This is a genomic window from Vibrio sinaloensis (assembly GCF_023195835.1).
Taxonomy (GTDB): domain Bacteria; phylum Pseudomonadota; class Gammaproteobacteria; order Enterobacterales; family Vibrionaceae; genus Vibrio; species Vibrio sinaloensis_C.
In genome coordinates, this window is sequence record NZ_CP096199.1 from 2,681,732 (window position 1) to 2,701,900 (window position 20,169).

Genomic DNA, 20,169 nt, shown 5'->3' on the forward strand with positions numbered 1-20,169 from the left:
TTACATCACAATTTGCTACTGACTGAAATCATTGTTTCATTTCATTTTGTTACATTATGCAGGTCTATAGAAACGCTATCGGAGCTAAAAAATGAAAGTAGCAGTGAAACCTCTGTCTCTTGCCGTACTGGGCGGTATGTTGACTATGGCAGGTCCGGCAATGGCAGATACGATCAAACTTCGTATTGTCGAAACGACTGATATTCACACCAACGTAATGGATTATGACTACTACAAAGATAAGCCATCACAGAAGATTGGCCTTACTCGCACTGCTACTCTTGTTAAGCAAGCGCGCGCCGAGGTAGAGAACAGTGTCTTAGTTGACAATGGTGACCTTATCCAAGGCAGCCCGATGGGCGATTACATGGCAGCGAAAGGCATCGAAAAAGGCGAGGTTCACCCTGTCTACAAAGCGATGAATCAGCTGAGCTATGATGTCGGTAACATCGGTAACCACGAGTTTAACTACGGTCTTGAGTTCCTGGCTGAAACCATCAACGATGCGGATTTCCCCTACGTCAGTGCCAACGTTTTCGACCAGAAAACCGGCGAACACTACTTCAAACCCTACATTATTAAGTCGCATACCTTTAAAGACGTAGATGGCGTAGAGCACGAGATCAAGGTTGGCTACATTGGCTTCGTTCCACCACAAATTATGGTGTGGGATAAGAAAAACCTAGAAGGTAAAGTCTTTGCTAAAGACATCAAAGCAACCGCTGAAGAGCTGGTGCCTAAGATGAAAGCCGAAGGCGCTGACGTTATCGTGGCGATTCCACACTCAGGCGTCTCTGCCGATCCACATAAAGTGGGTGCAGAAAACTCGACATACTACTTATCTAAGGTAGAAGGCATCGATGCGATCGCCTTTGGCCACTCACACGCGGTATTCCCAGGTAAAGGTTTTGACAACATTCCAGGTGTCGATAACACCAACGGCACCATCAATGGCGTAGCCGCTGTCATGCCAGGGCGCTGGGGTAGCCACGTCGGTGTGATTGACCTTGAGCTAAAAGAAAAAGATGGTCAGTGGGTCGTGGTTAAGGGCCAAACGGAAGCTCGCCCTATCTACGACAAGCAAGCGAAGAAATCTTTAGCTGAAGCGGACGCTGAGATGGTGAAAGCGCTTGAAGCAGACCACAAAGGCACACGCGACTTCGTCAACCAGCCTATTGGTAAGGCAAGTGATGTGATGTACAGCTTCTTGGCGCTTGTCCAAGATGACCCAACGGTACAGATCGTCAACCTAGCGCAAAAAGATTACGTCGAGCGCTTTATCCAAGGTGACCCAGATCTTGCCGATATTCCAGTCCTTTCAGCCGCAGCGCCATTTAAGGCAGGCGGCCGCAAAAACGACCCAGCTAACTTTACCGAAGTAGAGTCAGGCCAACTGACTTTCCGTAATGCGGCTGACCTTTACCTCTATCCGAACACGCTTGTGGCGATGAAGGTAACAGGTAAAGAAGTGAAAGAGTGGTTGGAGTGTACCGCTGGTCAGTTTAAGCAAATCGACGTAAACAGCACCGAACCGCAACACCTTATCGATTGGGATGGCTTCCGTACTTATAACTTCGACGTTATTGACGGCTTGAACTACCAAATCGATGTCACTAAACCCGCCAAATACGACGGTGACTGTAAGCCAGTTAACGCTGACGCTGAGCGTATTGTGAATTTGACTTACCAAGGTAAGCCAATTGATATGAAGCAAGACTTCATCATCGCCACCAATAACTACCGTGCCTACAGCAACAAGTTCCCGGGTACAGGCTCTGAGTTTGTAGCGTTCGATTCACCAGATGAGAACCGTTCGGTTATTGCGTCTTACATTACTCGCGTAAGTAACGAGCAAGGTGAGTTCACTCCAAGTGCAGACAACAACTGGACCTTTGCGCCAATTCAGTCAGACAAGCAGTTGGACATCCGCTTTGAAACATCACCAAGCGAAAAAGCTGCGAAGTTCATTGAAGAGAAAGGTCAATACCCAATGAAACGTGTTGGCACTGACGATGTTGGCTTTGCGGTTTACCAAATTGACTTGCAAAAGTAATCATCAAAACTAGTCTAAGCCGCGACTTTGTTCGCGGCTTTTTTATTTTTCAGCCTCTAACAAAGCGCGTAGAATCTAGCCATCAACACTCATTAAGTACGCCAAGATGTTACAGGGATTTCAGCAACAACTGATCGATTATGGTTTCACCGCGAGCGAAACGAAAAAGCTCATTGATTCTGCTCAACTCATCGAGCTGCCGACGCGCCATATCTTACTCCATCAAGGTCAAGTCGCGACTGAGATCTATTTACTGCTGGAGGGCGTCTGTCATTCGGCTTATCTCACCAATCAAGGGAAAGAGTTCAGTAAAGAGTTCTATTGGGAGAATGACTGGATCATTGGTTTCGAAAGTTTGATTAAGCAACAAGCTTCGCCGTACTTATTGGAGTCGCTGACTCCCTGCACCCTTATCACCTTGCCAGTCGATACACTTCGAGTGTGGCGTGAGGATAAACACAGCATTTATCTTAAGTTGCTCGAGACACAATTAATGCATAAAGAAAACAAAGAGCGCTTTATGCTGCTGTACAGCCCAGAACAACGTTACCAGCTGTTTTGTCAAAACTTCCCTCATCTTCTCGATCGACTTAACGATTACCAGATAGCGGCATACCTCGGGATTACTCCTATCAGCTTGAGTCGCATCAAAAAGCGGGCGCAAAGTTAACAATTGTTAATGTCGAACCGGATTGAAGTTGCTACATTCGCGCTAGTTCAGCAGCAACAAGGCTAAAAGCATAATGATCGATTGGCAGCTCATCCCGTTTTCTCAACTCACCACGACTCAGCTTTATCAATTACTCAAATTGCGTGTTGATGTGTTCGTAGTTGAACAAACCTGTCCCTATCCAGAGTTGGATGATAAAGATCATCAACCGGGTGTACATCATCTACTTGGTTATCAAAATGGCCAATTGGTTGCTTGTGCCAGGTTGCTGCCCAAAGGCATCAGTTACCCAAACGTGAGTATTGGACGTGTCGCGACCTCAATCGATCAGCGCAAGGGAGGGCTTGGCCACCAACTACTCAAGCAAGCACTGGATGGTTGTCAGCGATTGTGGCCACAAGAGAGCATAGAGATAGGTGCGCAGCAACATCTGCATGATTTTTACCAGCAACATGGCTTTGTGCAAACATCCGACATGTATCTTGAAGACGATATTCCCCATATCGACATGAAGCTTGAGAAGTAACGTGCCACGCTCAGTCACATACAGTGCAATATTACTGCTCATAATTGGCAACTTGGCTGCATCGTTATCGGATGGGGCGGTTAAATTGCTAGATGGCGAAGTTACGACCTTTCAGTATGTCTTTCTGCGCCAGTTGATTTCGACCTTGGTCATCTTGCCATTTTGGCTTGCTCAAACACCCGATGTCAGGCGATTAAGAAGCCCCAAACTCAACCTGTTTCGAGCGCATCTGATTATTATCGGCAGCGGCTGTATGGTGGTGGCGATAACCCACCTCACCTTAGCGACAGCCAATGCCGTTTTCTACGCGGCGCCATTATTGATGTTGCCTTTAGCTGTATTGCTTCTTAATGAAAAAACATCGCTTAGTCGTTGGATAGCGTCAATGTTCGGTTTTGCAGGTGTGTTGGTGGTCCTGCGCCCTTCCGAGTTTCACTGGGCAGCTTTGTTTGCCCTAGGCACCACCTTTACTCTCGCGCTCTTTCATCTCACTGCTCGTAAACTCCCGAGTGAGCAAAATGTGATTACCACGCTGTTCTGGACTTCTCTGTTATCGATACCAGTATCTGCGTTGCTGGCCTGGATAGCCTGGACACCAATATCCCTCTACCATTTACTCCTTATTCTAGGCAGTGCCAGCTTGATATTACTTTACAACGGCCTGGCCGTTATTGCTTATCGACGCGCCCCTGCAGGTAATATTGCCATCGCTGAGAACTCAGGCCTCATCTTTGTGGTACTACTTGGGGTGATAGGGTTTAACGAAGTACCTGATGGGTTAACGGCACTAGGGATCATCATGATTGTCATACCACTAATGCCTTGGCAACGCTACACTCAACCGCTGCGTCACTTACTACGGCCAAAACCGCCATCAGAGAGACGAAAGAACATCACCGATTGATCGCTCTTTTCCAGTTGCAGTATATCGAGTTGGCCATTCTCCGCCAGTTTGAATCGAACCAATTGGCCTTGCCTAATTTGACTCAGTGGTTTGTCCGAGCCTTCTACTTTAACCAGAGCGTTCAAGTCGGCCATCGCTAAGCCATTGCTGCGAAAAACCTGAGCTAAGGTATCACCACTTTTGACTTGATACTCTTTCCATATCTCAGATGCTGGGGCTTGTTGCGCGGCGTTTTGCTGTTCACTCAAACTTCGAGTATTAATTTCTACAGAGACACGCTCATTGACTTGAGGTGCGAGTGGATCGCTCGGCGATTCCTCGCTTGGGGTAGGCAGAATCAACAAAACAAGTAAAAGCGGAACCAAAACCATTAACGCACGCTGATGCAACCTTGGTAGTATTTGCCAGCGTTGTTTTATCTTGTTGATCGTTTTAGACCAGTCTATCGCGCTGAATCTTGCTTTTAGCTGCTCAACATAATCTACTTGCTGCTGTCTCTTTTTCTTTCTGCGATTCATCGCACCTTATCTCCAAACGACTGTCATCATCAGTATAAAAACCAAGAGGCCATCAGTATAGGAATTTTGGCGATTGTTGGTAATGACTCGGTCAAATTTAAGCGAAAACAGGTCAAAAAGAGAAGCTGATCTCATCGTCAACTGCGCGAGACGAATCGGTTCGAACCATTTCATCAGACGCTCAGAACTGGTATCCTTGACGGCTTTACACACGATAAAAAGAGAGACACTATGTCTGAAGTAAAATTTGACACTGTAGAGCAAAAAGCAAGCTACGGTATTGGTCTACAAATGGGTCAGCAACTAGCAGGTTCAGGTCTAGAAGGCCTTAACGTTGATGCGATTGCTGCAGGTATTGCAACGGCACTCGTTGGCGAGCAACCAGCTATCGAAGTTGACGAAATCAACGCTGCGCTTCAAGAACTTCACACTCGTATGGAGTCTGCACGTCAAGAAGCGGCTAAAGCGGCTGCGGCAGACGGTGAAGCATTCCTAAAAGACAATGCTCTGCGTCCAGAAGTGACGGTTCTTGACTCTGGCCTACAGTACGAAATCATCACAGAAGGTACTGGTGAAATCCCAACTTCAGACAAGCAAGTCCGTGTTCATTACCACGGTGAACTGACTGACGGTACAGTTTTCGACAGCTCTGTATCTCGCGGCCAACCAGCTGAATTCCCTGTTACTGGCGTGATCAAAGGTTGGGTTGAAGCACTACAGCTTATGCCTGTAGGCTCTAAGTGGAAGCTGTACATTCCACAAGACCTTGCTTACGGCGAGCGTGGCGCAGGCGCGGCTATTCCTCCGTTTGCAGCGCTAGTGTTTGAAGTAGAACTACTAGACATTCTTTAATTTGTTAAGAAATTTAAGCATGGATAACGGCGACCATTGTGTCGCCGTTTTTTATGTATGATACTTATCTAAACAACGCGTATCGGTACCATTAAAACAAGGAGAGACAATGTACAAGAAAATAGCATTAGCGACTTTAGCGAGCCTTGCTTTAATAGGTTGCCAAAGTACATCGAATGATGGTCAGGCTAGCACAACTGAAACCAATTACGGCACCATCGCCAATGCGGCTTTAATGGCAGCGGTTCAGGCTTGGTCTTCACAAGGAGCAGCAGATACAGATTTAGTTTCAGCACTGCAAAGCAGTGCCAATGTGTCATCTGAACAAGCGATAGGCGGTCTGGGCTCGATGTTAGCCTTAGCGCAAAACTCATTGAGTAGTAGTGAAACCAATGAGATGGCTAACCTTATTCCGGGGTTCGATTCGCTACAATCGAGTGGTTTAAGCACCATGATTGCTAACAACGAATCGGTTAAGAGCGCATTTTCAGCATTAGGGATGGATCCTTCTCTGATCTCGACCTTCACTCCTATCATCTTGAGCGCATTACAAAGTCAAGGAGCAAGTGGCGGGTTATTGAGTAGCTTAGGCAATATCTGGCAGTAAAGAGAAGCGAGCAACGAGCAACGAGCAACGAGCAACGAGCAACGAGCAACGAGCAACGAGCAACGAGCAACGAGCAACGAGCAACGAGCAACGAGCAAACCTTGCAGGGGTGACGTTAAGGTGTCAAAGATTTTCTGCAGTGTAGGCGCAAGTCCCCAACAAAAACACTTGTTAAAACAAGTACTCAGTAGCTATAACGCGCCCCTCTCGAAGGACGAAGTCCGTTCTAACATCTCGTAGGGCGAAGCCCGATCTCTAAGCGTAGCGTTCTAAGTGCTCGCAGGGAGTAGCCCGCTCTTTTTCGCTCTTCAGAACGCAAAAAAGCCGAGCTAATGCTCGGCTTTTTCGTTCATACGAACCTGATTACTCAGCAGCTTCTTCAGCAGCTGGGCGATCTACAAGCTCAATGTAAGCCATTGGAGCTTTATCACCAGTACGGAAACCAGCTTTTAGGATACGAGTGTAACCGCCCTGACGAGCAGCAAAACGTGGACCTAGTTCGTTAAATAGTTTTGCAACTACTTCGTTGTCACGAGTACGTGCAAATGCTAGACGACGGTTAGCAACGCTGTCAGTCTTAGCTAGTGTAATCAAAGGCTCAACTACGCGACGTAGCTCTTTTGCTTTTGGCAGTGTAGTCTTGATAACTTCATGACGTACTAGAGAGCTAGCCATGTTGCTAAACATCGCTTTACGATGTGAGCTGTTGCGGTTGAGTTGACGACCACTCTTACGATGGCGCATGACCTAATCCTTCTAACTATTATCGATTAATCTTCAGCGATAGACGCTGGTGGCCAGTTTTCTAGGCGCATACCTAGAGAAAGACCACGTGATGCAAGTACGTCTTTGATCTCTGTAAGAGATTTTTTACCCAGGTTAGGCGTTTTAAGTAGCTCAACCTCAGTACGCTGTACAAGATCACCGATGTAGTGAATCGCTTCTGCTTTCAGACAGTTAGCAGAGCGAACTGTTAGTTCAAGATCGTCTACAGGACGCAGTAGGATCGGATCGAACTCTGGCTTCTCTTCCTTCTCCTCAGGTACACGTACATCACGTAGATCTACGAACGCATCCAATTGCTCAGCTAGGATAGTAGCTGCGCGACGGATTGCTTCCTCAGGGTCTAGAGTACCGTTCGTTTCCATGTCGATAACAAGCTTGTCTAAGTCTGTACGCTGCTCTACACGAGCGGCTTCAACAGAATAAGCAATTTTGTCTACTGGGCTGTACGTAGCGTCAACCAGTAGGCGACCAATTGGACGCTCATCTTCTTCAGTATGGATACGAGCCGAAGCTGGAACATAACCACGACCACGTTCAACTTTGATACGCATTGCGATCTCAGCGTTGTCATCAGTAAGGTGACAAATAACGTGTTCAGGGTTAGCGATCTCTACATCACCATCATGGGTGATGTCACCTGCAACCACAGGGCCCGAGCCTGATTTGTTCAAAGTAATGAACACTTCATCTTTGCCTTCGGCAACACGTACAGCCAAACCTTTAAGGTTAAGTAGGATTTCAAGAATGTCTTCTTGAACACCTTCTTTAGTGCTGTACTCATGAAGTACGCCTTCAATTTCCACTTCTGTTACAGCACAACCTGGCATAGAAGATAGAAGAATACGGCGAAGTGCATTACCAAGAGTATGGCCAAAACCACGCTCTAATGGCTCAAGAGTTACTTTTGCGTGAGTCGTGCTAACTTGTTCGATGTCAACAAGACGTGGCTTAAGAAATTCTGTTACAGAACCCTGCATTGTGTCCTCTCTTTAGTTTAAACCTTACTTAGAGTAAAGCTCGACGATCAATTGTTCGTTGATGTCAGCAGATAGATCTGAACGCTCAGGCAAACGCTTGAACGTACCTTCCATCTTGCCACCATCTACTTCAATCCAAGTTGGTTTTTCACGTTGTTCTGCAACTTCTAGAGCAGCCTTGATACGAGATTGCTGTTTAGCTTTCTCGCGGATAGAAACAACGTCGTTAGCCGCAACTTTGAAAGAAGGAACGTTTACAACTTTACCGTTAACTAGGATAGCTTTGTGGCTAACTAGCTGACGTGCTTCTGCGCGAGTTGCACCAAAGCCCATGCGGTAAACTACGTTATCAAGACGACCTTCAAGAAGCTGAAGTAGGTTCTCACCAGTGTTGCCTTTAAGACGAGCAGCTTCTTTGTAGTAGTTACGGAATTGTTTTTCTAGAACGCCGTACATACGACGAACTTTTTGCTTCTCACGAAGCTGAACGCCATACTCAGATAGACGACCGCGACGAGCGCCGTGTACACCTGGTGCGTTATCAATTTTACACTTGGTATCGATCGCGCGTACACCAGACTTAAGGAATAAGTCAGTACCTTCGCGACGGCTAAGCTTCAGCTTAGGACCCAAATATCTTGCCATGATCTTTCTCCAGTATTCTAAAAAACGTTATACGCGACGTTTCTTAGGTGGACGACAACCGTTATGAGGGATTGGAGTCGCATCAACGATGTTCGTGATACGGAAACCAGCAGCGTTCAGTGCGCGAACAGTAGATTCACGACCTGGACCTGGACCCTTAACCATAACTTCCAAGTTCTTTAGACCGTACTCTTTAGCCATTTCAGCACAACGCTCAGCAGCAACCTGTGCAGCGAACGGAGTAGACTTACGAGAACCACGGAAACCTGAACCACCTGCAGTAGCCCAAGCTAGAGCGTTGCCTTGACGGTCTGTGATGGTTACGATTGTGTTATTGAAAGATGCATGGATGTGCGCAACGCCATCTGCAACTTGCTTGCGTACGCGCTTACGAGCGCGAGTTGGTTGTTTAGCCATTGTACTCTACCTTCCCGATTATTTCTTGATCGGCTTACGCGGACCCTTACGGGTGCGAGCATTGGTTTTAGTACGCTGTCCACGTAGTGGTAGACTGCGACGATGACGAAGACCACGGTAACAACCAAGGTCCATAAGACGCTTGATGTTCATTGATACTTCACGACGTAGATCACCTTCTACAGTGTACTTAGCTACACCATCACGCAGTTGATCGATCTGCTCTTCAGTTAGTTCACTGATCTTAACATCTTCAGCAATACCCACTTCAGCTAGGATAGCTTGAGAGCGAGTTTTACCGATGCCGTAGATCGCAGTTAGTGCGATTACAGCATGTTTTTGATCAGGAATGTTAATGCCTGCAATACGGGCCATTATTCACTCCTAGTGTTTCATAAAAGAATTAGCCGCAGCAAAGCCCGTTTCGGATACGCTGCGGAATACTACTTCTTTTGCACGCAAAAGGTAGGCCGAGGAATATACTCGACACTACCTTATATATCAAGTAAAAATTTCTGCTTATTAGCCTTGGCGCTGCTTGTGCTTTGGCTCACTGCAAATCACGCGAACAACACCGTTGCGCTTGATAACTTTACAGTTACGGCAGATTTTTTTAACGGAAGCACGAACTTTCATTGCTAAACTCCGTAAATGAAATCTGAGACTACCGCCGAACTAACGGCCGTACCCTTTCAGATTTGCCTTCTTCAACACAGAATCATACTGTTGAGACATCAGATGAGTCTGTACCTGTGCCATAAAGTCCATAATAACGACCACTACGATGAGTAGTGATGTACCGCCGAAGTAGAAACGTACGTTCCACGCGACCATCATGAACTCTGGAATCAGACAGATAAAGGTAATGTAAAGCGCACCGGCAAGGGTTAAACGCGTCATTACTTTATCAATATACTTAGCTGTCTGCTCACCTGGGCGGATGCCGGGTACGAATGCACCGGACTTCTTCAAGTTATCTGCTGTTTCACGCGGGTTGAAAACCAACGCCGTGTAGAAGAAACAGAAGAAAATAATCGCTGCTGCATAAAGCATTACATACAGAGGTTGACCAGGGCTAAGAGCCAAAGACACGTCAGTTAACCAACCGAACGTGCTGCTCTCACCGTTCTGACCGAACCACTGAGCCAATGTTCCTGGGAACAAGATAATGCTTGAAGCAAAGATTGCTGGAATTACACCGGCCATATTAATTTTTAATGGCAAGTGAGTGCTCTGTGCAGCAAAAACTTTACGACCTTGTTGACGCTTCGCGTAGTTAACAACGATTCGACGCTGACCACGCTCCATGAAAACAACGAAGTAAATAACTGCAAAAGCTAATACACCAATCAACAGCAGAAGAAGTACATGCAATTCACCTTGACGCGCTTGCTCGATTGTTTGACCGATTGCCGAAGGCAATCCAGCAACAATACCTGCAAAAATGAGTATCGAAATACCATTACCGATTCCGCGCTCTGTAATCTGTTCACCTAACCACATCAGGAACATGGTACCGGTTACTAAACTTACGGTAGCAATTAGCGTAAACATGGTTTGGTTGATAACAACCAGATTGTCGACCATGCTTGGTAGGCCTGTTGCAATACCTATAGCTTGGAATGTTGCAAGTACAAGCGTGCCGTAGCGTGTGTATTGGCTGATCTTACGACGGCCTGCTTCACCCTCTTTTTTGAGTTCAGCTAACGCTGGATGAACTACAGTTAGCAGTTGGACAACAATCGATGCCGAAATATACGGCATGATGCCCAACGCTAATATAGATGCACGCTCAAGAGCACCACCGGAGAACATGTTAAACATTTCTACGATGGTACCTTTTTGCTGTTCGAACAAATCGGCAAGTACAGCAGCGTCAATACCAGGAATCGGCACGAAAGAGCCTGCTCGGAATACTAAAAGTGCACCAATTACGAATAATAAGCGCGACTTTAGCTCACTTAAGCCGCTCTGAGCACTACGAAAATCTTGTCCTGGTTTCTTAGCCATCTGTACCTCGTTCCTCGAGATTATTCCTCGATTTTACCGCCTGCAGCTTCGATTGCAGCTTTAGCGCCTTTAGTCACACGTAGACCTTTAACAGTCACTGCTTTGTTGATTTCACCAGATAGAACAACTTTTACGAATTCGATGTTCTTAGTGATAACGTTAGCAGCTTTAAGGCTGTTTAGATCTACTACGTCACCAGTTACTTTCGCTAGCTCAGCTAGACGAACTTCAGCAGACACTAGGCTCTTACGAGAAGTGAAGCCGAATTTTGGTAGACGTTGTTTCAGAGGCATCTGACCGCCTTCGAAACCTGGACGAACACTGCCGCCAGAACGTGACTTTTGACCTTTGTGGCCACGGCCACCAGTTTTACCTAGGCCAGAACCGATACCACGACCTACACGCTTAGCGGTAGTTTTAGCACCAGCTGCTGGTGATAGAGTATTCAAACGCATTCTGATTACTCCTCAACTTTAACCATGTAGTAAACCTTGTTGATCATACCGCGCACGCACGGAGTATCTTCAAGTTCTACTGTGTGGTTGATTTTACGAAGGCCTAGACCGCGCAAAGTAGCTTTGTGCTTAGGCAGGCGACCAATTGAGCTTTTAGTTTGAGTTACTTTAATAGTTGCCATGGTGTTCTTACTCCGAAATAGATTCAACAGTTAGACCACGTTTAGCAGCAACCATTTCTGGTGACTTCATGCTACCTAGCGCATCGATCGTTGCACGAACGATGTTGATAGGGTTCGTAGAACCGTATGCTTTAGATAGTACGTTGTGTACACCAGCAACTTCTAGTACTGCACGCATCGCACCACCTGCGATAACACCAGTACCTTCTGCAGCAGGCTGCATGTAAACTTTAGAGCCCGAATGGCGACCTTTCACCGGGTGGTGAAGAGTACCTTCGTTTAGCGCGATCGTAGTCATGTTACGACGTGCTTTTTCCATTGCTTTCTGGATCGCAGCAGGTACTTCACGGGCTTTGCCGTAACCGAAACCTACACGACCGTTACCGTCACCAACTACTGTTAGTGCAGTGAAGCTCATGATTCGACCACCTTTAACCGTTTTAGAAACACGGTTAACGGCGATTAGCTTTTCTTGCAAATCATTCGCTTGAACTTGTTGTTCTTTAGCCATCTTCCAACCCTACCTTAGAATTTCAGACCAGCTTCGCGAGCAGATTCTGCTAGCGCCGCCACTCGACCGTGGTATTGGAAACCAGAACGATCAAATGCAACTGCGTCAACGCCTTTTTCAAGCGCGCGCTCTGCAATAGCTTTACCTACTGCTTTAGCTGCATCAACGTTACCAGTGTTCTTAACTTGCTCACGGATCGCTTTTTCTACAGTAGAAGCTGCTGCGATAACCTCAGAGCCATTAGCTGCAATAACCTGAGCGTACACGTGACGAGGAGTACGGTGTACTACTAGGCGAGTTGCACCCAGTTCTGCAATCTTACGACGTGCACGTGTAGCACGACGGATGCGAGATGCTTTCTTATCCATAGTGTTACCTTACTTCTTCTTAGCTTCTTTAGTACGCACATTTTCATCTGCGTAACGAACACCTTTACCTTTGTAAGGCTCAGGCTCACGGTAAGAACGAATGTCAGCCGCAACCTGACCAACAAGTTGCTTGTCACAACCAGTGATCACGATTTCAGTTTGGCTTGGACATTCAGCTTTAATACCCGCTGGCAACTCGTGCTCAACTGGGTGAGAGAAGCCTAGAGTTAGACCTACAGCGTTGCCTTTAATAGCAGCGCGGTAACCAACACCCTTAAGGGTTAGCTTCTTAGTAAAGCCTTCAGTAACACCAACAACCATGTTGTTAACTAGAGCGCGAGCAGTACCTGCTTGTGCCCATGCGTTTACAACACCTTCACGTGGACCGAAAGTAAGATTGTTTTCTTCCTGAGCTACAACTACTGCGTCGTTAAGAACGCGAGATAGTTCGCCTTTAGCACCTTTTACAGTGATTTCTTGGCCGTTTAGTTTCACCTCTACGCCAGCTGGAATAGCGACAGGTGCTTTTGCAACACGAGACATATTCTACTCCTATTACGCTACGTAGCAGATGATTTCACCACCAAGACCTGCTTTACGTGCAGCACGGTCTGACATAAGACCCTTGGAAGTTGAAACGATAGCAACACCAAGACCACCCATTACAGAAGGAAGTTGATCTTTCTTCTTGTAAACACGTAGACCTGGACGAGAAACACGTTTTAGTTGCTCAATTACTGGTTTAGCTTGGAAGTACTTAAGAGTAACTTCTAGCTCAGGTTTTGCTTCGCCTTCAACAGCGAAGTCAACGATGTAACCTTCAGCTTTTAGTAGTGCAGCAATTGCAACTTTAAGCTTTGAAGAAGGCATTTTTACAGAGACTTTGTCTGCTGCTTGACCGTTACGAATGCGGGTCAGCATATCCGAAATCGGATCTTGCATGCTCATATGATTTACTCCAAATGATTAAGTGGCAATTACCAGCTAGCCTTACGAAGTCCAGGAATCTCGCCTTTCATGCAAGCTTCGCGAACTTTAATACGGCTTAGACCGAACTTACGTAGGTAACCGTGTGGACGACCAGTTTGGTTACAACGGTTGCGCTGACGTGATGCACTTGAATCACGTGGAAGTGTTTGCAGTTTAAGCACTGCATTCCAACGATCTTCTTCAGATGCGTTTACATCGCTGATAGTAGCTTTAAGAGCCGCGCGCTTTTCAGCGAACTTGGCTACAAGCTTCGCACGTTTTGCTTCACGTGCTTTCATTGAATTTTTAGCCATAACAGTAACCCTTCACCTTACTTACGGAATGGGAAGTTAAAGGCAGCCAGCAGAGCTCGGCCTTCCTCATCAGTACCAGCAGACGTCGTAATAGTGATGTCTAGACCGCGTACTCGATCAACTTTATCAAAGTCGATTTCCGGGAAGATGATTTGCTCGCGAACGCCCATGCTGTAGTTACCGCGTCCGTCAAAAGACTTAGCGCTAACGCCACGGAAGTCACGTACACGTGGAAGAGCGATGTTAATTAAACGCTCAAGAAAATCCCACATACGTTCGCCACGCAAGGTTACTTTACAACCGATAGGGTAGCCTTCGCGGATTTTGAAACCAGCAACAGATTTACGCGCTTTAGTGATTAGTGGCTTTTGACCAGAGATCGTTGCCATATCAGCTGCTGCGTTTTCTAGCAGTTTCTTATCGTTGATTGCTTCACCAACACCCATGTTTAGGGTGATTTTCTCGATTCTAGGGACTTGCATGACGCTTGTGTAGCTAAACTGTTTGGTCAGTTCAGCGACTACAGACGACTTGTAGTAATCATGCAGTTTCGCCATAGTAGAACTCCAAATTACTTCTATTAGTTAGAAACGATTTCGTTGTTAGATTTAAAGAAACGTACTTTCTTACCATCTTCGAAACGGAAACCGATACGGTCAGCTTTACCAGTAGCTGCGTTGAAAATCGCCACGTTAGAAACGTCGATTGCTGCTTCTTGCTCTACGATACCACCTTGGATACCCATAGCTGGAACAGGTTTCTGATGCTTCTTAACTAGGTTGATACCTTCAACGATAACTTTACCAGTTGCTAGAACCTTAGTTACTTTACCTTTCTTGCCTTTGTCTTTACCAGCAAGAACGATTACTTCGTCATTACGACGGATTTTAGCTGCCATTTCTACGTGCTCCTTACAGAACTTCTGGAGCCAGTGAAACGATCTTCATGAACTTATCGCCACGAAGTTCACGCGTCACAGGGCCAAAGATACGTGTACCGATAGGTTGCTCAGTATTGTCGTTAAGCAATACACAAGCATTACGGTCGAAGCGAATGACAGAACCGTCTGGACGACGAACGCCTTTGCGAGTGCGCACAACAACCGCCTTCAGAACGTCACCTTTCTTAACTTTACCGCGAGGAATTGCTTCCTTAACAGTAACTTTGATGACGTCACCGATATGTGCATAACGGCGGTGTGAGCCACCCAGGACCTTAATACACATTACCTTGCGCGCGCCTGAGTTATCAGCTGCGTCAAGTGTACTTTGCATTTGGATCATTGTTAGTGCTCCGCTAAATATAAAAAAAACTAGACCCTCTCGGGTCGGGCTGCCTCTTTAAAAGGGACGCGAATTGTACCACCCTTTTTTGTGATTGGGTAGTCAAAAAATAAACGGCCCCAAAATAATTTTGGAGCCGTTTTATTTCATAGAATTAGCTAAGGGATTAGCCTTTCGCTTTTTCTAGAACTTTTACCAAAGTCCAAGACTTAGTCTTAGACATTGGACGACACTCTGCGATTTCAACGCTGTCGCCTAGGCCACATTCGTTGTTCTCGTCATGTGCGTGTACTTTTGTCGTGCGTTTTACGAACTTACCGTAAATTGGGTGTTTTACGAAACGTTCGATAGCAACAGTGATAGACTTGTCCATCTTGTCGCTGATTACACGACCTTGTTGAGTACGTTTTACTTCGCTCATTATGCGCCTGCCTTCTCAGTCAAAACAGTTTTCACACGTGCGATATCACGGCGTACAGCTTTCAGAGTATGAGTTTGCTGTAGCTGACCAGTTGCAGCTTGCATGCGCAAGTTGAACTGTTCGCGTAGCAAATTCAATAGCTCAGCGTTAAGCTCTTCAACGCTTTTCTCGCGTAGATCTTGTGCTTTCATCACATCACCTGCTTAGTTACAAATGTAGTCTTGAATGGCAGTTTACGCGCCGCTAGACGGAACGCTTCACGAGCCAATTCTTCAGGTACACCACCCATTTCGTACATCACCTTACCAGGTTGGATTTGGGCTACCCAGTACTCAACGTTACCTTTACCCTTACCTTGACGAACTTCAAGTGGTTTTTCTGTGATAGGTTTGTCTGGGAACACACGGATCCAGATTTTACCTTGACGCTTAACGTGACGTGTCATTGCACGACGTGCCGCTTCGATTTGACGAGCAGTTAGACGACCACGGCCAGTTGCTTTAAGACCGAATTCGCCGAAGCTTACATCAGTACCTTTAGCTAGACCACGGTTACGACCTGTCTGAACCTTACGGAACTTAGTACGTTTAGGTTGTAGCATCTGTCGACTCCTTACTTACGGCCTTTGCGCTGCTTCTTAGGCTTGTCGCCTTTAGGCTCTACAGCGTTAGCTGCTGGCATACCGCCTAGAATCTCACCTTTGAAGATCCAAACTTTAATGCCGATCACACCGTATTGAGTGTGAGCCGAAGAAGTTGCGTAATCAATGTCAGCACGTAGAGTGTGTAGAGGCACACGGCCTTCACGGTACCACTCTGAACGTGCGATTTCAGCGCCGCCTAGACGACCACTTACTTCTACTTTGATACCTTTAGCACCTAGACGCATAGCGTTTTGTACCGCGCGCTTCATAGCACGACGGAACATAACACGACGCTCTAGCTGAGACGCGATGCTATCACCAACTAGCTGTGCATCTAGCTCAGGCTTACGTACTTCAGCGATGTTAATTTGCGCTGGTACACCTGCGATTTTAGCTACAGCTGCGCGTAGTTTTTCTACGTCTTCACCTTTCTTACCGATTACTACGCCTGGACGAGCAGTGTGAATAGTCACACGGATGCTCTTAGCAGGACGCTCGATAACGATGCGTGAAAGTGATGCTTTTTTCAGTTCACTTGTAAGGAACTGACGTACCTTGAAGTCGCCGTCTAGGTTGTCAGCGAATTCTTTGGTGTTAGCAAACCATGTAGCATTCCAAGGCTTAACGATGCCTAAACGAATACCATTAGGATGTACTTTTTGACCCATTGCTTACTCTCCTAGTCTCTTAGCGATCTGCTACAACAACAGTGATGTGGCTTGAACGCTTCAAGATACGATCCGCACGACCTTTAGCACGAGGCATAATACGCTTCATGATTGGGCCTTCATCTACGAAGATTTTTGCGACATTTAGATCGTCAATATCTGCGCCTTCATTGTGCTCCGCGTTAGCGATAGCTGACTCAAGAACTTTCTTGATTAGGTCAGCAGCTTTTTTGTTGCTGAACGTCAAGATTTCTAGAGCTTGGTCTACAGATTTACCACGAATTTGGTCCGCAACTAAGCGAGCTTTCTGAGGCGAAATGCGAGCAAAGTTATGTTTAGCTAGTGCTTCCATCATCTACTCCTTAACGCTTCTTAGCTTTCTTATCCACGACATGGCCGCGGTAAGTACGTGTTGGTGCGAATTCACCCAGTTTGTGACCGATCATTTCTTCGGTTACAAATACTGGTACGTGCTGACGACCATTATGGACAGCGATGGTCAAACCGATCATCGTAGGGATGATCATTGAACGACGGGACCAAGTCTTAATAGGCTTCTTGTCTCCGCTTTCCACCGCTTTCTCTACCTTCTTCAGCAAGTGTAGGTCAATAAATGGACCTTTCTTGAGAGAACGTGGCATGGCGATTCCTCTTTATATAGATTACTTGTTACGACGACGTACGATGTACTTGTCAGTGCGTTTGTTCTTACGAGTCTTGAAGCCTTTAGTTGGCTGACCCCATGGTGAAACTGGGTGACGGCCACCAGAAGTACGACCTTCACCACCACCGTGTGGGTGGTCTACTGGGTTCATTACCACACCGCGAACGGTAGGACGAACACCGCGCCAGCGGTTAGCACCAGCTTTACCAAGTTCACGTAGCATGTGCTCAGAGTTACCAACTTCACCGATTGTTGCACGGCCTTCAGAAAGTACTTTGCGCATTTCACCAGAACGTAGACGGATAGTTACGTATGCACCGTCGCGAGCAACGATTTGAGCATATGCACCAGCCGAACGAGCTAGCTGACCACCTTTACCAGGCTTAAGTTCAACGTTGTGTACAGTTGAACCTACTGGGATGTTACGCATTGGAAGCGTGTTACCAGCTTTGATTGGTGCATCAACACCAGACTGGATAGCATCACCAGCTTGAACACCTTTAGGTGCTAGGATGTAACGACGCTCACCGTCTGCGTACAGAACTAGAGCGATGTTAGCGCTACGGTTTGGATCGTATTCTAGACGCTCAACTTTCGCTGGGATACCGTCTTTAGTACGTTTGAAGTCAATTACACGGTAGTGGTGCTTGTGACCACCGCCGATGTGACGTACTGTGATACGACCGTTGTTGTTACGACCACCGTTCTTAGAGTTTTTCTCTAGAAGAGGTGCGTATGGCTTGCCCTTGTGTAGGTCAGCGTTAACAACTTTAACAACGTGACGACGACCAGGGGAAGTCGGCTTACATTTAACAATAGCCATTTCTCAACTACTCCTGTTATTCCGCGCCGCCAACGAAGTCAAGATCTTGACCTTCTTTCAAAGTAACGTACGCTTTCTTAACGTCGCTGCGGCGACCTTGGCGTAGACCTTGACGTTTGGTCTTACCCTTAGTGATAAGAGTATTTACAGACTTAACTTCAACTTCAAATAGCTTTTCTACAGCTGCTTTGATCTCTTTTTTAGTAGCATCTTTAGCTACTTTGAAAACGATAGTGTTCGCTTTCTCAGCTGCCATAGTTGCTTTTTCAGAGATGTGCGGTGCACGTAGAACTTTTAGGATACGCTCTTCTGAAATCATGCTAGCATCTCCTCAACTTGTTTAACTGCTTCAGCAGTCATTACAACTTTGTCGAACGCGATTAGTGAAACTGGGTCGATACCAGCAACGTCACGTGCGTCAACTTTGTATAGGTTACGAGCAGCTAGGAATAGATTCTCATCTACTTCGCTAGTCACGATCAGAGCGTCAGTTAGCTCAAGCTCTTTAAGCTTAGCTACTAGCTCTTTAGTTTTTGGTGCTTCTACTGAGAAGTTATCAACAACGATTAGACGCTCTTGACGAACAAGCTCAGAAAGAATGCTCTTCATAGCACCACGGTACATTTTTTTGTTTACTTTTTGGCTGTGATCTTGTGGTTTCGCAGCAAAAGTAACACCACCTGTACGCCAGATTGGGCTACGAATTGTACCAGCGCGTGCGCGACCAGTACCTTTTTGACGCCATGGCTTCGCGCCACCGCCAGATACTTCAGAACGTGTTTTCTGAGCACGTGTACCTTGACGAGCACCTGCTGCGTATGCAACAACTACTTGGTGTACAAGAGCTTCGTTAAACTCACGTCCGAAAGTAGTTTCGGAAACAGTTAGTGCATCAGCACCTTTAACCATTAGTTCCATTACTTACTCCTGAGACGTTATGCTTTAACAGCTGGTTTAACGATCACGTTGCCGCCAGTTGCGCCTGGGACTGCACCTTTGATAAGAAGCAGGTTGCGCTCAGCGTCAACACGTACGATCTCTAGGTTTTGAGTCGTTACACGCTCAGCACCCATGTGACCTGCCATTTTCTTGCCTTTAAATACGCGACCTGGAGTCTGACATTGACCGATAGAACCAGGAGCACGGTGAGACAATGAGTTACCGTGAGTAGCATCTTGAGTGCGGAAGTTCCAACGCTTAACAGCGCCTTGGAAACCTTTACCTTTAGAAGTACCAGTAACGTCTACTTTCTTAGTTTCGTTGAATAGTTCAACTGTTAGCTCAGCACCAACTTCAAACTCTTCACCGTTTTCCAAACGGAATTCCCAAAGACCGCGACCAGCTTCAACACCTGCTTTCGCAAAGTGACCTGCTTCTGGCTTAGTTACACGGTTAGCTTTCTTAGCACCAGTCGTTACCTGGATTGCTGCGTAGCCGTCTGTATCAAGAGTTTTCACTTGAGATACACGGTTAGCTTCAACCTCAACAACAGTTACTGGGATAGAAACGCCTTCTTCAGTAAATACGCGGGTCATGCCCACTTTACGACCGATTAGACCAATCATTCTTCTAATCTCCCTTAACCTAGGCTAATTTGAACGTCAACGCCCGCAGCAAGGTCTAGACGCATTAGAGCATCAACAGTTTTGTCTGTTGGCTCAACGATGTCGATTAGACGCTTGTGAGTACGGATTTCGTACTGGTCACGTGCTTTCTTGTTAACGTGTGGAGAGATAAGAACTGTGAAACGCTCTTTACGAGTAGGTAGTGGGATTGGACCACGAACCTGTGCGCCAGTGCGCTTAGCTGTTTCAACGATTTCCGCGGTAGAAGCGTCGATTAGTTTGTAATCGAAAGCTTTTAGGCGGATACGGATACGTTGGTTCTGCATGAGACAGAGCTC

35 protein-coding genes are annotated in these 20,169 nt (G+C 46.5%); 6 read left to right on the plus strand and 29 right to left on the minus strand.

Going from position 1 to position 20,169, the window contains the following annotated elements; genetic code table 11:
• Nucleotides 1-91 precede the first annotated feature (91 nt).
• The 4 genes from cpdB to MTO69_RS12185 all read left to right on the plus strand — a co-directional run bounded on the left by cpdB (nt 92) and on the right by MTO69_RS12185 (nt 4,153).
• A complete protein-coding gene (cpdB, locus tag MTO69_RS12170) occupies nt 92-2,053 on the plus strand; it encodes a 2',3'-cyclic-nucleotide 2'-phosphodiesterase (RefSeq protein ID WP_248329563.1) in 1,962 nt (653 codons plus the stop codon).
• 106 nt (nt 2,054-2,159) lie between these two features.
• Nucleotides 2,160-2,723: a Crp/Fnr family transcriptional regulator gene (locus MTO69_RS12175; RefSeq protein WP_248329565.1), complete on the plus strand. Its 564-nt coding sequence runs from the start codon at nt 2,160-2,162 to the stop codon at nt 2,721-2,723.
• A 73-nt stretch (nt 2,724-2,796) separates the two neighbouring features.
• On the plus strand, nt 2,797-3,249 hold the full coding sequence (locus tag MTO69_RS12180; RefSeq protein WP_248329567.1) for a GNAT family N-acetyltransferase: 453 nt from the start codon (nt 2,797-2,799) through the stop codon (nt 3,247-3,249).
• A gap of 1 nt (nt 3,250) precedes the next feature.
• Complete coding sequence (locus MTO69_RS12185; protein ID WP_248329569.1) at nt 3,251-4,153, plus strand: DMT family transporter; 903 nt, start codon at nt 3,251-3,253, stop codon at nt 4,151-4,153.
• Here MTO69_RS12185 and MTO69_RS12190 read toward each other — a convergent pair.
• A complete protein-coding gene (locus MTO69_RS12190) occupies nt 4,099-4,671 on the minus strand; it encodes a LysM-like peptidoglycan-binding domain-containing protein (protein WP_248329571.1) in 573 nt (190 codons plus the stop codon). The genes MTO69_RS12185 and MTO69_RS12190 overlap by 55 nt on opposite strands.
• A gap of 231 nt (nt 4,672-4,902) precedes the next feature.
• Here MTO69_RS12190 and MTO69_RS12195 point away from each other — a divergent pair, with 231 nt between their 5' ends.
• Together MTO69_RS12195 and MTO69_RS12200 are read left to right on the plus strand one after the other, a co-directional pair.
• Entirely contained in the window at nt 4,903-5,523 is a 621-nt protein-coding gene (locus tag MTO69_RS12195; protein ID WP_248329573.1) for an FKBP-type peptidyl-prolyl cis-trans isomerase, read from the plus strand.
• Between the two features lie 109 nt (nt 5,524-5,632).
• Nucleotides 5,633-6,130 carry a DUF2780 domain-containing protein gene (locus MTO69_RS12200; protein ID WP_248329574.1) on the plus strand — a complete coding sequence of 166 codons (498 nt, stop codon included), beginning with the start codon at nt 5,633-5,635 and terminating at the stop codon, nt 6,128-6,130.
• Nucleotides 6,131-6,493: 363 nt separating this feature from the next.
• Here the strand turns inward: MTO69_RS12200 and rplQ are convergent, their stop codons facing one another.
• The 28 genes from rplQ to rpsJ all read right to left on the minus strand — a co-directional run bounded on the left by rplQ (nt 6,494) and on the right by rpsJ (nt 20,157).
• Nucleotides 6,494-6,874: a 50S ribosomal protein L17 gene (gene rplQ, locus MTO69_RS12205; RefSeq protein WP_004410405.1), complete on the minus strand. Its 381-nt coding sequence runs from the start codon at nt 6,872-6,874 to the stop codon at nt 6,494-6,496.
• A gap of 26 nt (nt 6,875-6,900) precedes the next feature.
• Complete coding sequence (locus MTO69_RS12210) at nt 6,901-7,893, minus strand: DNA-directed RNA polymerase subunit alpha (protein ID WP_004410407.1); 993 nt, start codon at nt 7,891-7,893, stop codon at nt 6,901-6,903.
• A gap of 24 nt (nt 7,894-7,917) precedes the next feature.
• Nucleotides 7,918-8,538: a 30S ribosomal protein S4 gene (rpsD, locus tag MTO69_RS12215; RefSeq protein WP_006963204.1), complete on the minus strand. Its 621-nt coding sequence runs from the start codon at nt 8,536-8,538 to the stop codon at nt 7,918-7,920.
• Between the two features lie 27 nt (nt 8,539-8,565).
• Nucleotides 8,566-8,955, minus strand: a complete 390-nt coding sequence (gene rpsK, locus MTO69_RS12220; RefSeq protein WP_001118870.1) for a 30S ribosomal protein S11 — start codon at nt 8,953-8,955, stop codon at nt 8,566-8,568.
• Nucleotides 8,956-8,973: 18 nt separating this feature from the next.
• Nucleotides 8,974-9,330 carry a 30S ribosomal protein S13 gene (gene rpsM / locus MTO69_RS12225; protein WP_005450559.1) on the minus strand — a complete coding sequence of 119 codons (357 nt, stop codon included), beginning with the start codon at nt 9,328-9,330 and terminating at the stop codon, nt 8,974-8,976.
• A 147-nt stretch (nt 9,331-9,477) separates the two neighbouring features.
• Entirely contained in the window at nt 9,478-9,591 is a 114-nt protein-coding gene (gene rpmJ, locus MTO69_RS12230) for a 50S ribosomal protein L36 (RefSeq protein WP_000868186.1), read from the minus strand.
• Between the two features lie 39 nt (nt 9,592-9,630).
• On the minus strand, nt 9,631-10,965 hold the full coding sequence (secY, locus tag MTO69_RS12235; protein ID WP_248329576.1) for a preprotein translocase subunit SecY: 1,335 nt from the start codon (nt 10,963-10,965) through the stop codon (nt 9,631-9,633).
• A 20-nt stretch (nt 10,966-10,985) separates the two neighbouring features.
• Nucleotides 10,986-11,420, minus strand: a complete 435-nt coding sequence (rplO, locus tag MTO69_RS12240; protein WP_004410426.1) for a 50S ribosomal protein L15 — start codon at nt 11,418-11,420, stop codon at nt 10,986-10,988.
• 5 nt (nt 11,421-11,425) lie between these two features.
• Nucleotides 11,426-11,602, minus strand: coding sequence for a 50S ribosomal protein L30 (gene rpmD / locus MTO69_RS12245; RefSeq protein ID WP_000201159.1), 177 nt, complete (start codon nt 11,600-11,602; stop codon nt 11,426-11,428).
• A gap of 7 nt (nt 11,603-11,609) precedes the next feature.
• Nucleotides 11,610-12,113 (minus strand): 30S ribosomal protein S5, encoded by a 504-nt coding sequence (gene rpsE / locus MTO69_RS12250; RefSeq protein ID WP_004745894.1) that lies wholly within the window; start codon nt 12,111-12,113, stop codon nt 11,610-11,612.
• 14 nt (nt 12,114-12,127) lie between these two features.
• On the minus strand, nt 12,128-12,481 hold the full coding sequence (rplR, locus tag MTO69_RS12255) for a 50S ribosomal protein L18 (protein WP_176286774.1): 354 nt from the start codon (nt 12,479-12,481) through the stop codon (nt 12,128-12,130).
• A 9-nt stretch (nt 12,482-12,490) separates the two neighbouring features.
• Complete coding sequence (rplF, locus tag MTO69_RS12260; RefSeq protein ID WP_006878392.1) at nt 12,491-13,024, minus strand: 50S ribosomal protein L6; 534 nt, start codon at nt 13,022-13,024, stop codon at nt 12,491-12,493.
• A 12-nt stretch (nt 13,025-13,036) separates the two neighbouring features.
• A complete protein-coding gene (gene rpsH / locus MTO69_RS12265; protein WP_176286773.1) occupies nt 13,037-13,429 on the minus strand; it encodes a 30S ribosomal protein S8 in 393 nt (130 codons plus the stop codon).
• A 29-nt stretch (nt 13,430-13,458) separates the two neighbouring features.
• Nucleotides 13,459-13,764 (minus strand): 30S ribosomal protein S14, encoded by a 306-nt coding sequence (gene rpsN, locus MTO69_RS12270; RefSeq protein WP_093278401.1) that lies wholly within the window; start codon nt 13,762-13,764, stop codon nt 13,459-13,461.
• A 17-nt stretch (nt 13,765-13,781) separates the two neighbouring features.
• On the minus strand, nt 13,782-14,321 hold the full coding sequence (gene rplE, locus MTO69_RS12275) for a 50S ribosomal protein L5 (RefSeq protein WP_004745887.1): 540 nt from the start codon (nt 14,319-14,321) through the stop codon (nt 13,782-13,784).
• A 23-nt stretch (nt 14,322-14,344) separates the two neighbouring features.
• On the minus strand, nt 14,345-14,662 hold the full coding sequence (gene rplX, locus MTO69_RS12280; RefSeq protein ID WP_004410445.1) for a 50S ribosomal protein L24: 318 nt from the start codon (nt 14,660-14,662) through the stop codon (nt 14,345-14,347).
• Between the two features lie 13 nt (nt 14,663-14,675).
• Nucleotides 14,676-15,047 (minus strand): 50S ribosomal protein L14, encoded by a 372-nt coding sequence (gene rplN / locus MTO69_RS12285; RefSeq protein ID WP_004745883.1) that lies wholly within the window; start codon nt 15,045-15,047, stop codon nt 14,676-14,678.
• 166 nt (nt 15,048-15,213) lie between these two features.
• The gene (gene rpsQ, locus MTO69_RS12290) at nt 15,214-15,468 is read right to left on the minus strand and encodes a 30S ribosomal protein S17 (RefSeq protein ID WP_248329578.1); all 255 of its coding nucleotides are present in this window, start codon (nt 15,466-15,468) and stop codon (nt 15,214-15,216) included.
• On the minus strand, nt 15,468-15,659 hold the full coding sequence (rpmC, locus tag MTO69_RS12295) for a 50S ribosomal protein L29 (protein ID WP_004410456.1): 192 nt from the start codon (nt 15,657-15,659) through the stop codon (nt 15,468-15,470). The genes rpsQ and rpmC overlap by 1 nt, the downstream gene beginning before the upstream one ends.
• Entirely contained in the window at nt 15,659-16,069 is a 411-nt protein-coding gene (gene rplP / locus MTO69_RS12300) for a 50S ribosomal protein L16 (RefSeq protein WP_004410459.1), read from the minus strand. The genes rpmC and rplP overlap by 1 nt, the downstream gene beginning before the upstream one ends.
• Nucleotides 16,070-16,080: 11 nt before the next feature.
• On the minus strand, nt 16,081-16,779 hold the full coding sequence (gene rpsC, locus MTO69_RS12305; RefSeq protein ID WP_114787361.1) for a 30S ribosomal protein S3: 699 nt from the start codon (nt 16,777-16,779) through the stop codon (nt 16,081-16,083).
• A gap of 19 nt (nt 16,780-16,798) precedes the next feature.
• Complete coding sequence (gene rplV / locus MTO69_RS12310) at nt 16,799-17,131, minus strand: 50S ribosomal protein L22 (protein WP_004745877.1); 333 nt, start codon at nt 17,129-17,131, stop codon at nt 16,799-16,801.
• 10 nt (nt 17,132-17,141) lie between these two features.
• Entirely contained in the window at nt 17,142-17,420 is a 279-nt protein-coding gene (rpsS, locus tag MTO69_RS12315; RefSeq protein WP_004745876.1) for a 30S ribosomal protein S19, read from the minus strand.
• Nucleotides 17,421-17,441: 21 nt separating this feature from the next.
• Nucleotides 17,442-18,266 carry a 50S ribosomal protein L2 gene (gene rplB, locus MTO69_RS12320; protein ID WP_138972779.1) on the minus strand — a complete coding sequence of 275 codons (825 nt, stop codon included), beginning with the start codon at nt 18,264-18,266 and terminating at the stop codon, nt 17,442-17,444.
• Nucleotides 18,267-18,282: 16 nt separating this feature from the next.
• Nucleotides 18,283-18,585: a 50S ribosomal protein L23 gene (gene rplW, locus MTO69_RS12325; RefSeq protein WP_021704476.1), complete on the minus strand. Its 303-nt coding sequence runs from the start codon at nt 18,583-18,585 to the stop codon at nt 18,283-18,285.
• Nucleotides 18,582-19,184 carry a 50S ribosomal protein L4 gene (rplD, locus tag MTO69_RS12330; RefSeq protein ID WP_005379556.1) on the minus strand — a complete coding sequence of 201 codons (603 nt, stop codon included), beginning with the start codon at nt 19,182-19,184 and terminating at the stop codon, nt 18,582-18,584. The genes rplW and rplD overlap by 4 nt, the downstream gene beginning before the upstream one ends.
• 17 nt (nt 19,185-19,201) lie before the next feature.
• On the minus strand, nt 19,202-19,831 hold the full coding sequence (rplC, locus tag MTO69_RS12335; RefSeq protein WP_176286770.1) for a 50S ribosomal protein L3: 630 nt from the start codon (nt 19,829-19,831) through the stop codon (nt 19,202-19,204).
• Nucleotides 19,832-19,845: 14 nt separating this feature from the next.
• Nucleotides 19,846-20,157, minus strand: coding sequence for a 30S ribosomal protein S10 (rpsJ, locus tag MTO69_RS12340; RefSeq protein WP_004410492.1), 312 nt, complete (start codon nt 20,155-20,157; stop codon nt 19,846-19,848).
• Nucleotides 20,158-20,169: the final 12 nt, after the last annotated feature.

Excerpts from the sequence above, each read along its gene's own strand:
- cpdB (WP_248329563.1), top strand. The coding sequence starts at position 92 with ATGAAAGTAGCAGTGAAACCTCTGTCTCTTGCCGTACTGGGCGGTATG.
- MTO69_RS12175 (WP_248329565.1), top strand. The coding sequence starts at position 2,160 with ATGTTACAGGGATTTCAGCAACAACTGATCGATTATGGTTTCACCGCG.
- MTO69_RS12180 (WP_248329567.1), top strand. The coding sequence starts at position 2,797 with ATGATCGATTGGCAGCTCATCCCGTTTTCTCAACTCACCACGACTCAG.
- MTO69_RS12190 (WP_248329571.1), bottom strand. The coding sequence starts at position 4,671 with ATGAATCGCAGAAAGAAAAAGAGACAGCAGCAAGTAGATTATGTTGAG.
- MTO69_RS12195 (WP_248329573.1), top strand. The coding sequence starts at position 4,903 with ATGTCTGAAGTAAAATTTGACACTGTAGAGCAAAAAGCAAGCTACGGT.
- MTO69_RS12200 (WP_248329574.1), top strand. The coding sequence starts at position 5,633 with ATGTACAAGAAAATAGCATTAGCGACTTTAGCGAGCCTTGCTTTAATA.
- rplQ (WP_004410405.1), bottom strand. The coding sequence starts at position 6,874 with ATGCGCCATCGTAAGAGTGGTCGTCAACTCAACCGCAACAGCTCACAT.
- MTO69_RS12210 (WP_004410407.1), bottom strand. The coding sequence starts at position 7,893 with ATGCAGGGTTCTGTAACAGAATTTCTTAAGCCACGTCTTGTTGACATC.
- rpsD (WP_006963204.1), bottom strand. The coding sequence starts at position 8,538 with ATGGCAAGATATTTGGGTCCTAAGCTGAAGCTTAGCCGTCGCGAAGGT.
- rpsK (WP_001118870.1), bottom strand. The coding sequence starts at position 8,955 with ATGGCTAAACAACCAACTCGCGCTCGTAAGCGCGTACGCAAGCAAGTT.
- rpsM (WP_005450559.1), bottom strand. The coding sequence starts at position 9,330 with ATGGCCCGTATTGCAGGCATTAACATTCCTGATCAAAAACATGCTGTA.
- rpmJ (WP_000868186.1), bottom strand. The coding sequence starts at position 9,591 with ATGAAAGTTCGTGCTTCCGTTAAAAAAATCTGCCGTAACTGTAAAGTT.
- secY (WP_248329576.1), bottom strand. The coding sequence starts at position 10,965 with ATGGCTAAGAAACCAGGACAAGATTTTCGTAGTGCTCAGAGCGGCTTA.
- rplO (WP_004410426.1), bottom strand. The coding sequence starts at position 11,420 with ATGCGTTTGAATACTCTATCACCAGCAGCTGGTGCTAAAACTACCGCT.
- rpmD (WP_000201159.1), bottom strand. The coding sequence starts at position 11,602 with ATGGCAACTATTAAAGTAACTCAAACTAAAAGCTCAATTGGTCGCCTG.
- rpsE (WP_004745894.1), bottom strand. The coding sequence starts at position 12,113 with ATGGCTAAAGAACAACAAGTTCAAGCGAATGATTTGCAAGAAAAGCTA.
- rplR (WP_176286774.1), bottom strand. The coding sequence starts at position 12,481 with ATGGATAAGAAAGCATCTCGCATCCGTCGTGCTACACGTGCACGTCGT.
- rplF (WP_006878392.1), bottom strand. The coding sequence starts at position 13,024 with ATGTCTCGTGTTGCAAAAGCACCTGTCGCTATTCCAGCTGGCGTAGAG.
- rpsH (WP_176286773.1), bottom strand. The coding sequence starts at position 13,429 with ATGAGCATGCAAGATCCGATTTCGGATATGCTGACCCGCATTCGTAAC.
- rpsN (WP_093278401.1), bottom strand. The coding sequence starts at position 13,764 with ATGGCTAAAAATTCAATGAAAGCACGTGAAGCAAAACGTGCGAAGCTT.
- rplE (WP_004745887.1), bottom strand. The coding sequence starts at position 14,321 with ATGGCGAAACTGCATGATTACTACAAGTCGTCTGTAGTCGCTGAACTG.
- rplX (WP_004410445.1), bottom strand. The coding sequence starts at position 14,662 with ATGGCAGCTAAAATCCGTCGTAATGACGAAGTAATCGTTCTTGCTGGT.
- rplN (WP_004745883.1), bottom strand. The coding sequence starts at position 15,047 with ATGATCCAAATGCAAAGTACACTTGACGCAGCTGATAACTCAGGCGCG.
- rpsQ (WP_248329578.1), bottom strand. The coding sequence starts at position 15,468 with ATGAGCGAAGTAAAACGTACTCAACAAGGTCGTGTAATCAGCGACAAG.
- rpmC (WP_004410456.1), bottom strand. The coding sequence starts at position 15,659 with ATGAAAGCACAAGATCTACGCGAGAAAAGCGTTGAAGAGCTTAACGCT.
- rplP (WP_004410459.1), bottom strand. The coding sequence starts at position 16,069 with ATGCTACAACCTAAACGTACTAAGTTCCGTAAGGTTCAGACAGGTCGT.
- rpsC (WP_114787361.1), bottom strand. The coding sequence starts at position 16,779 with ATGGGTCAAAAAGTACATCCTAATGGTATTCGTTTAGGCATCGTTAAG.
- rplV (WP_004745877.1), bottom strand. The coding sequence starts at position 17,131 with ATGGAAGCACTAGCTAAACATAACTTTGCTCGCATTTCGCCTCAGAAA.
- rpsS (WP_004745876.1), bottom strand. The coding sequence starts at position 17,420 with ATGCCACGTTCTCTCAAGAAAGGTCCATTTATTGACCTACACTTGCTG.
- rplB (WP_138972779.1), bottom strand. The coding sequence starts at position 18,266 with ATGGCTATTGTTAAATGTAAGCCGACTTCCCCTGGTCGTCGTCACGTT.
- rplW (WP_021704476.1), bottom strand. The coding sequence starts at position 18,585 with ATGATTTCAGAAGAGCGTATCCTAAAAGTTCTACGTGCACCGCACATC.
- rplD (WP_005379556.1), bottom strand. The coding sequence starts at position 19,184 with ATGGAACTAATGGTTAAAGGTGCTGATGCACTAACTGTTTCCGAAACT.
- rplC (WP_176286770.1), bottom strand. The coding sequence starts at position 19,831 with ATGATTGGTCTAATCGGTCGTAAAGTGGGCATGACCCGCGTATTTACT.
- rpsJ (WP_004410492.1), bottom strand. The coding sequence starts at position 20,157 with ATGCAGAACCAACGTATCCGTATCCGCCTAAAAGCTTTCGATTACAAA.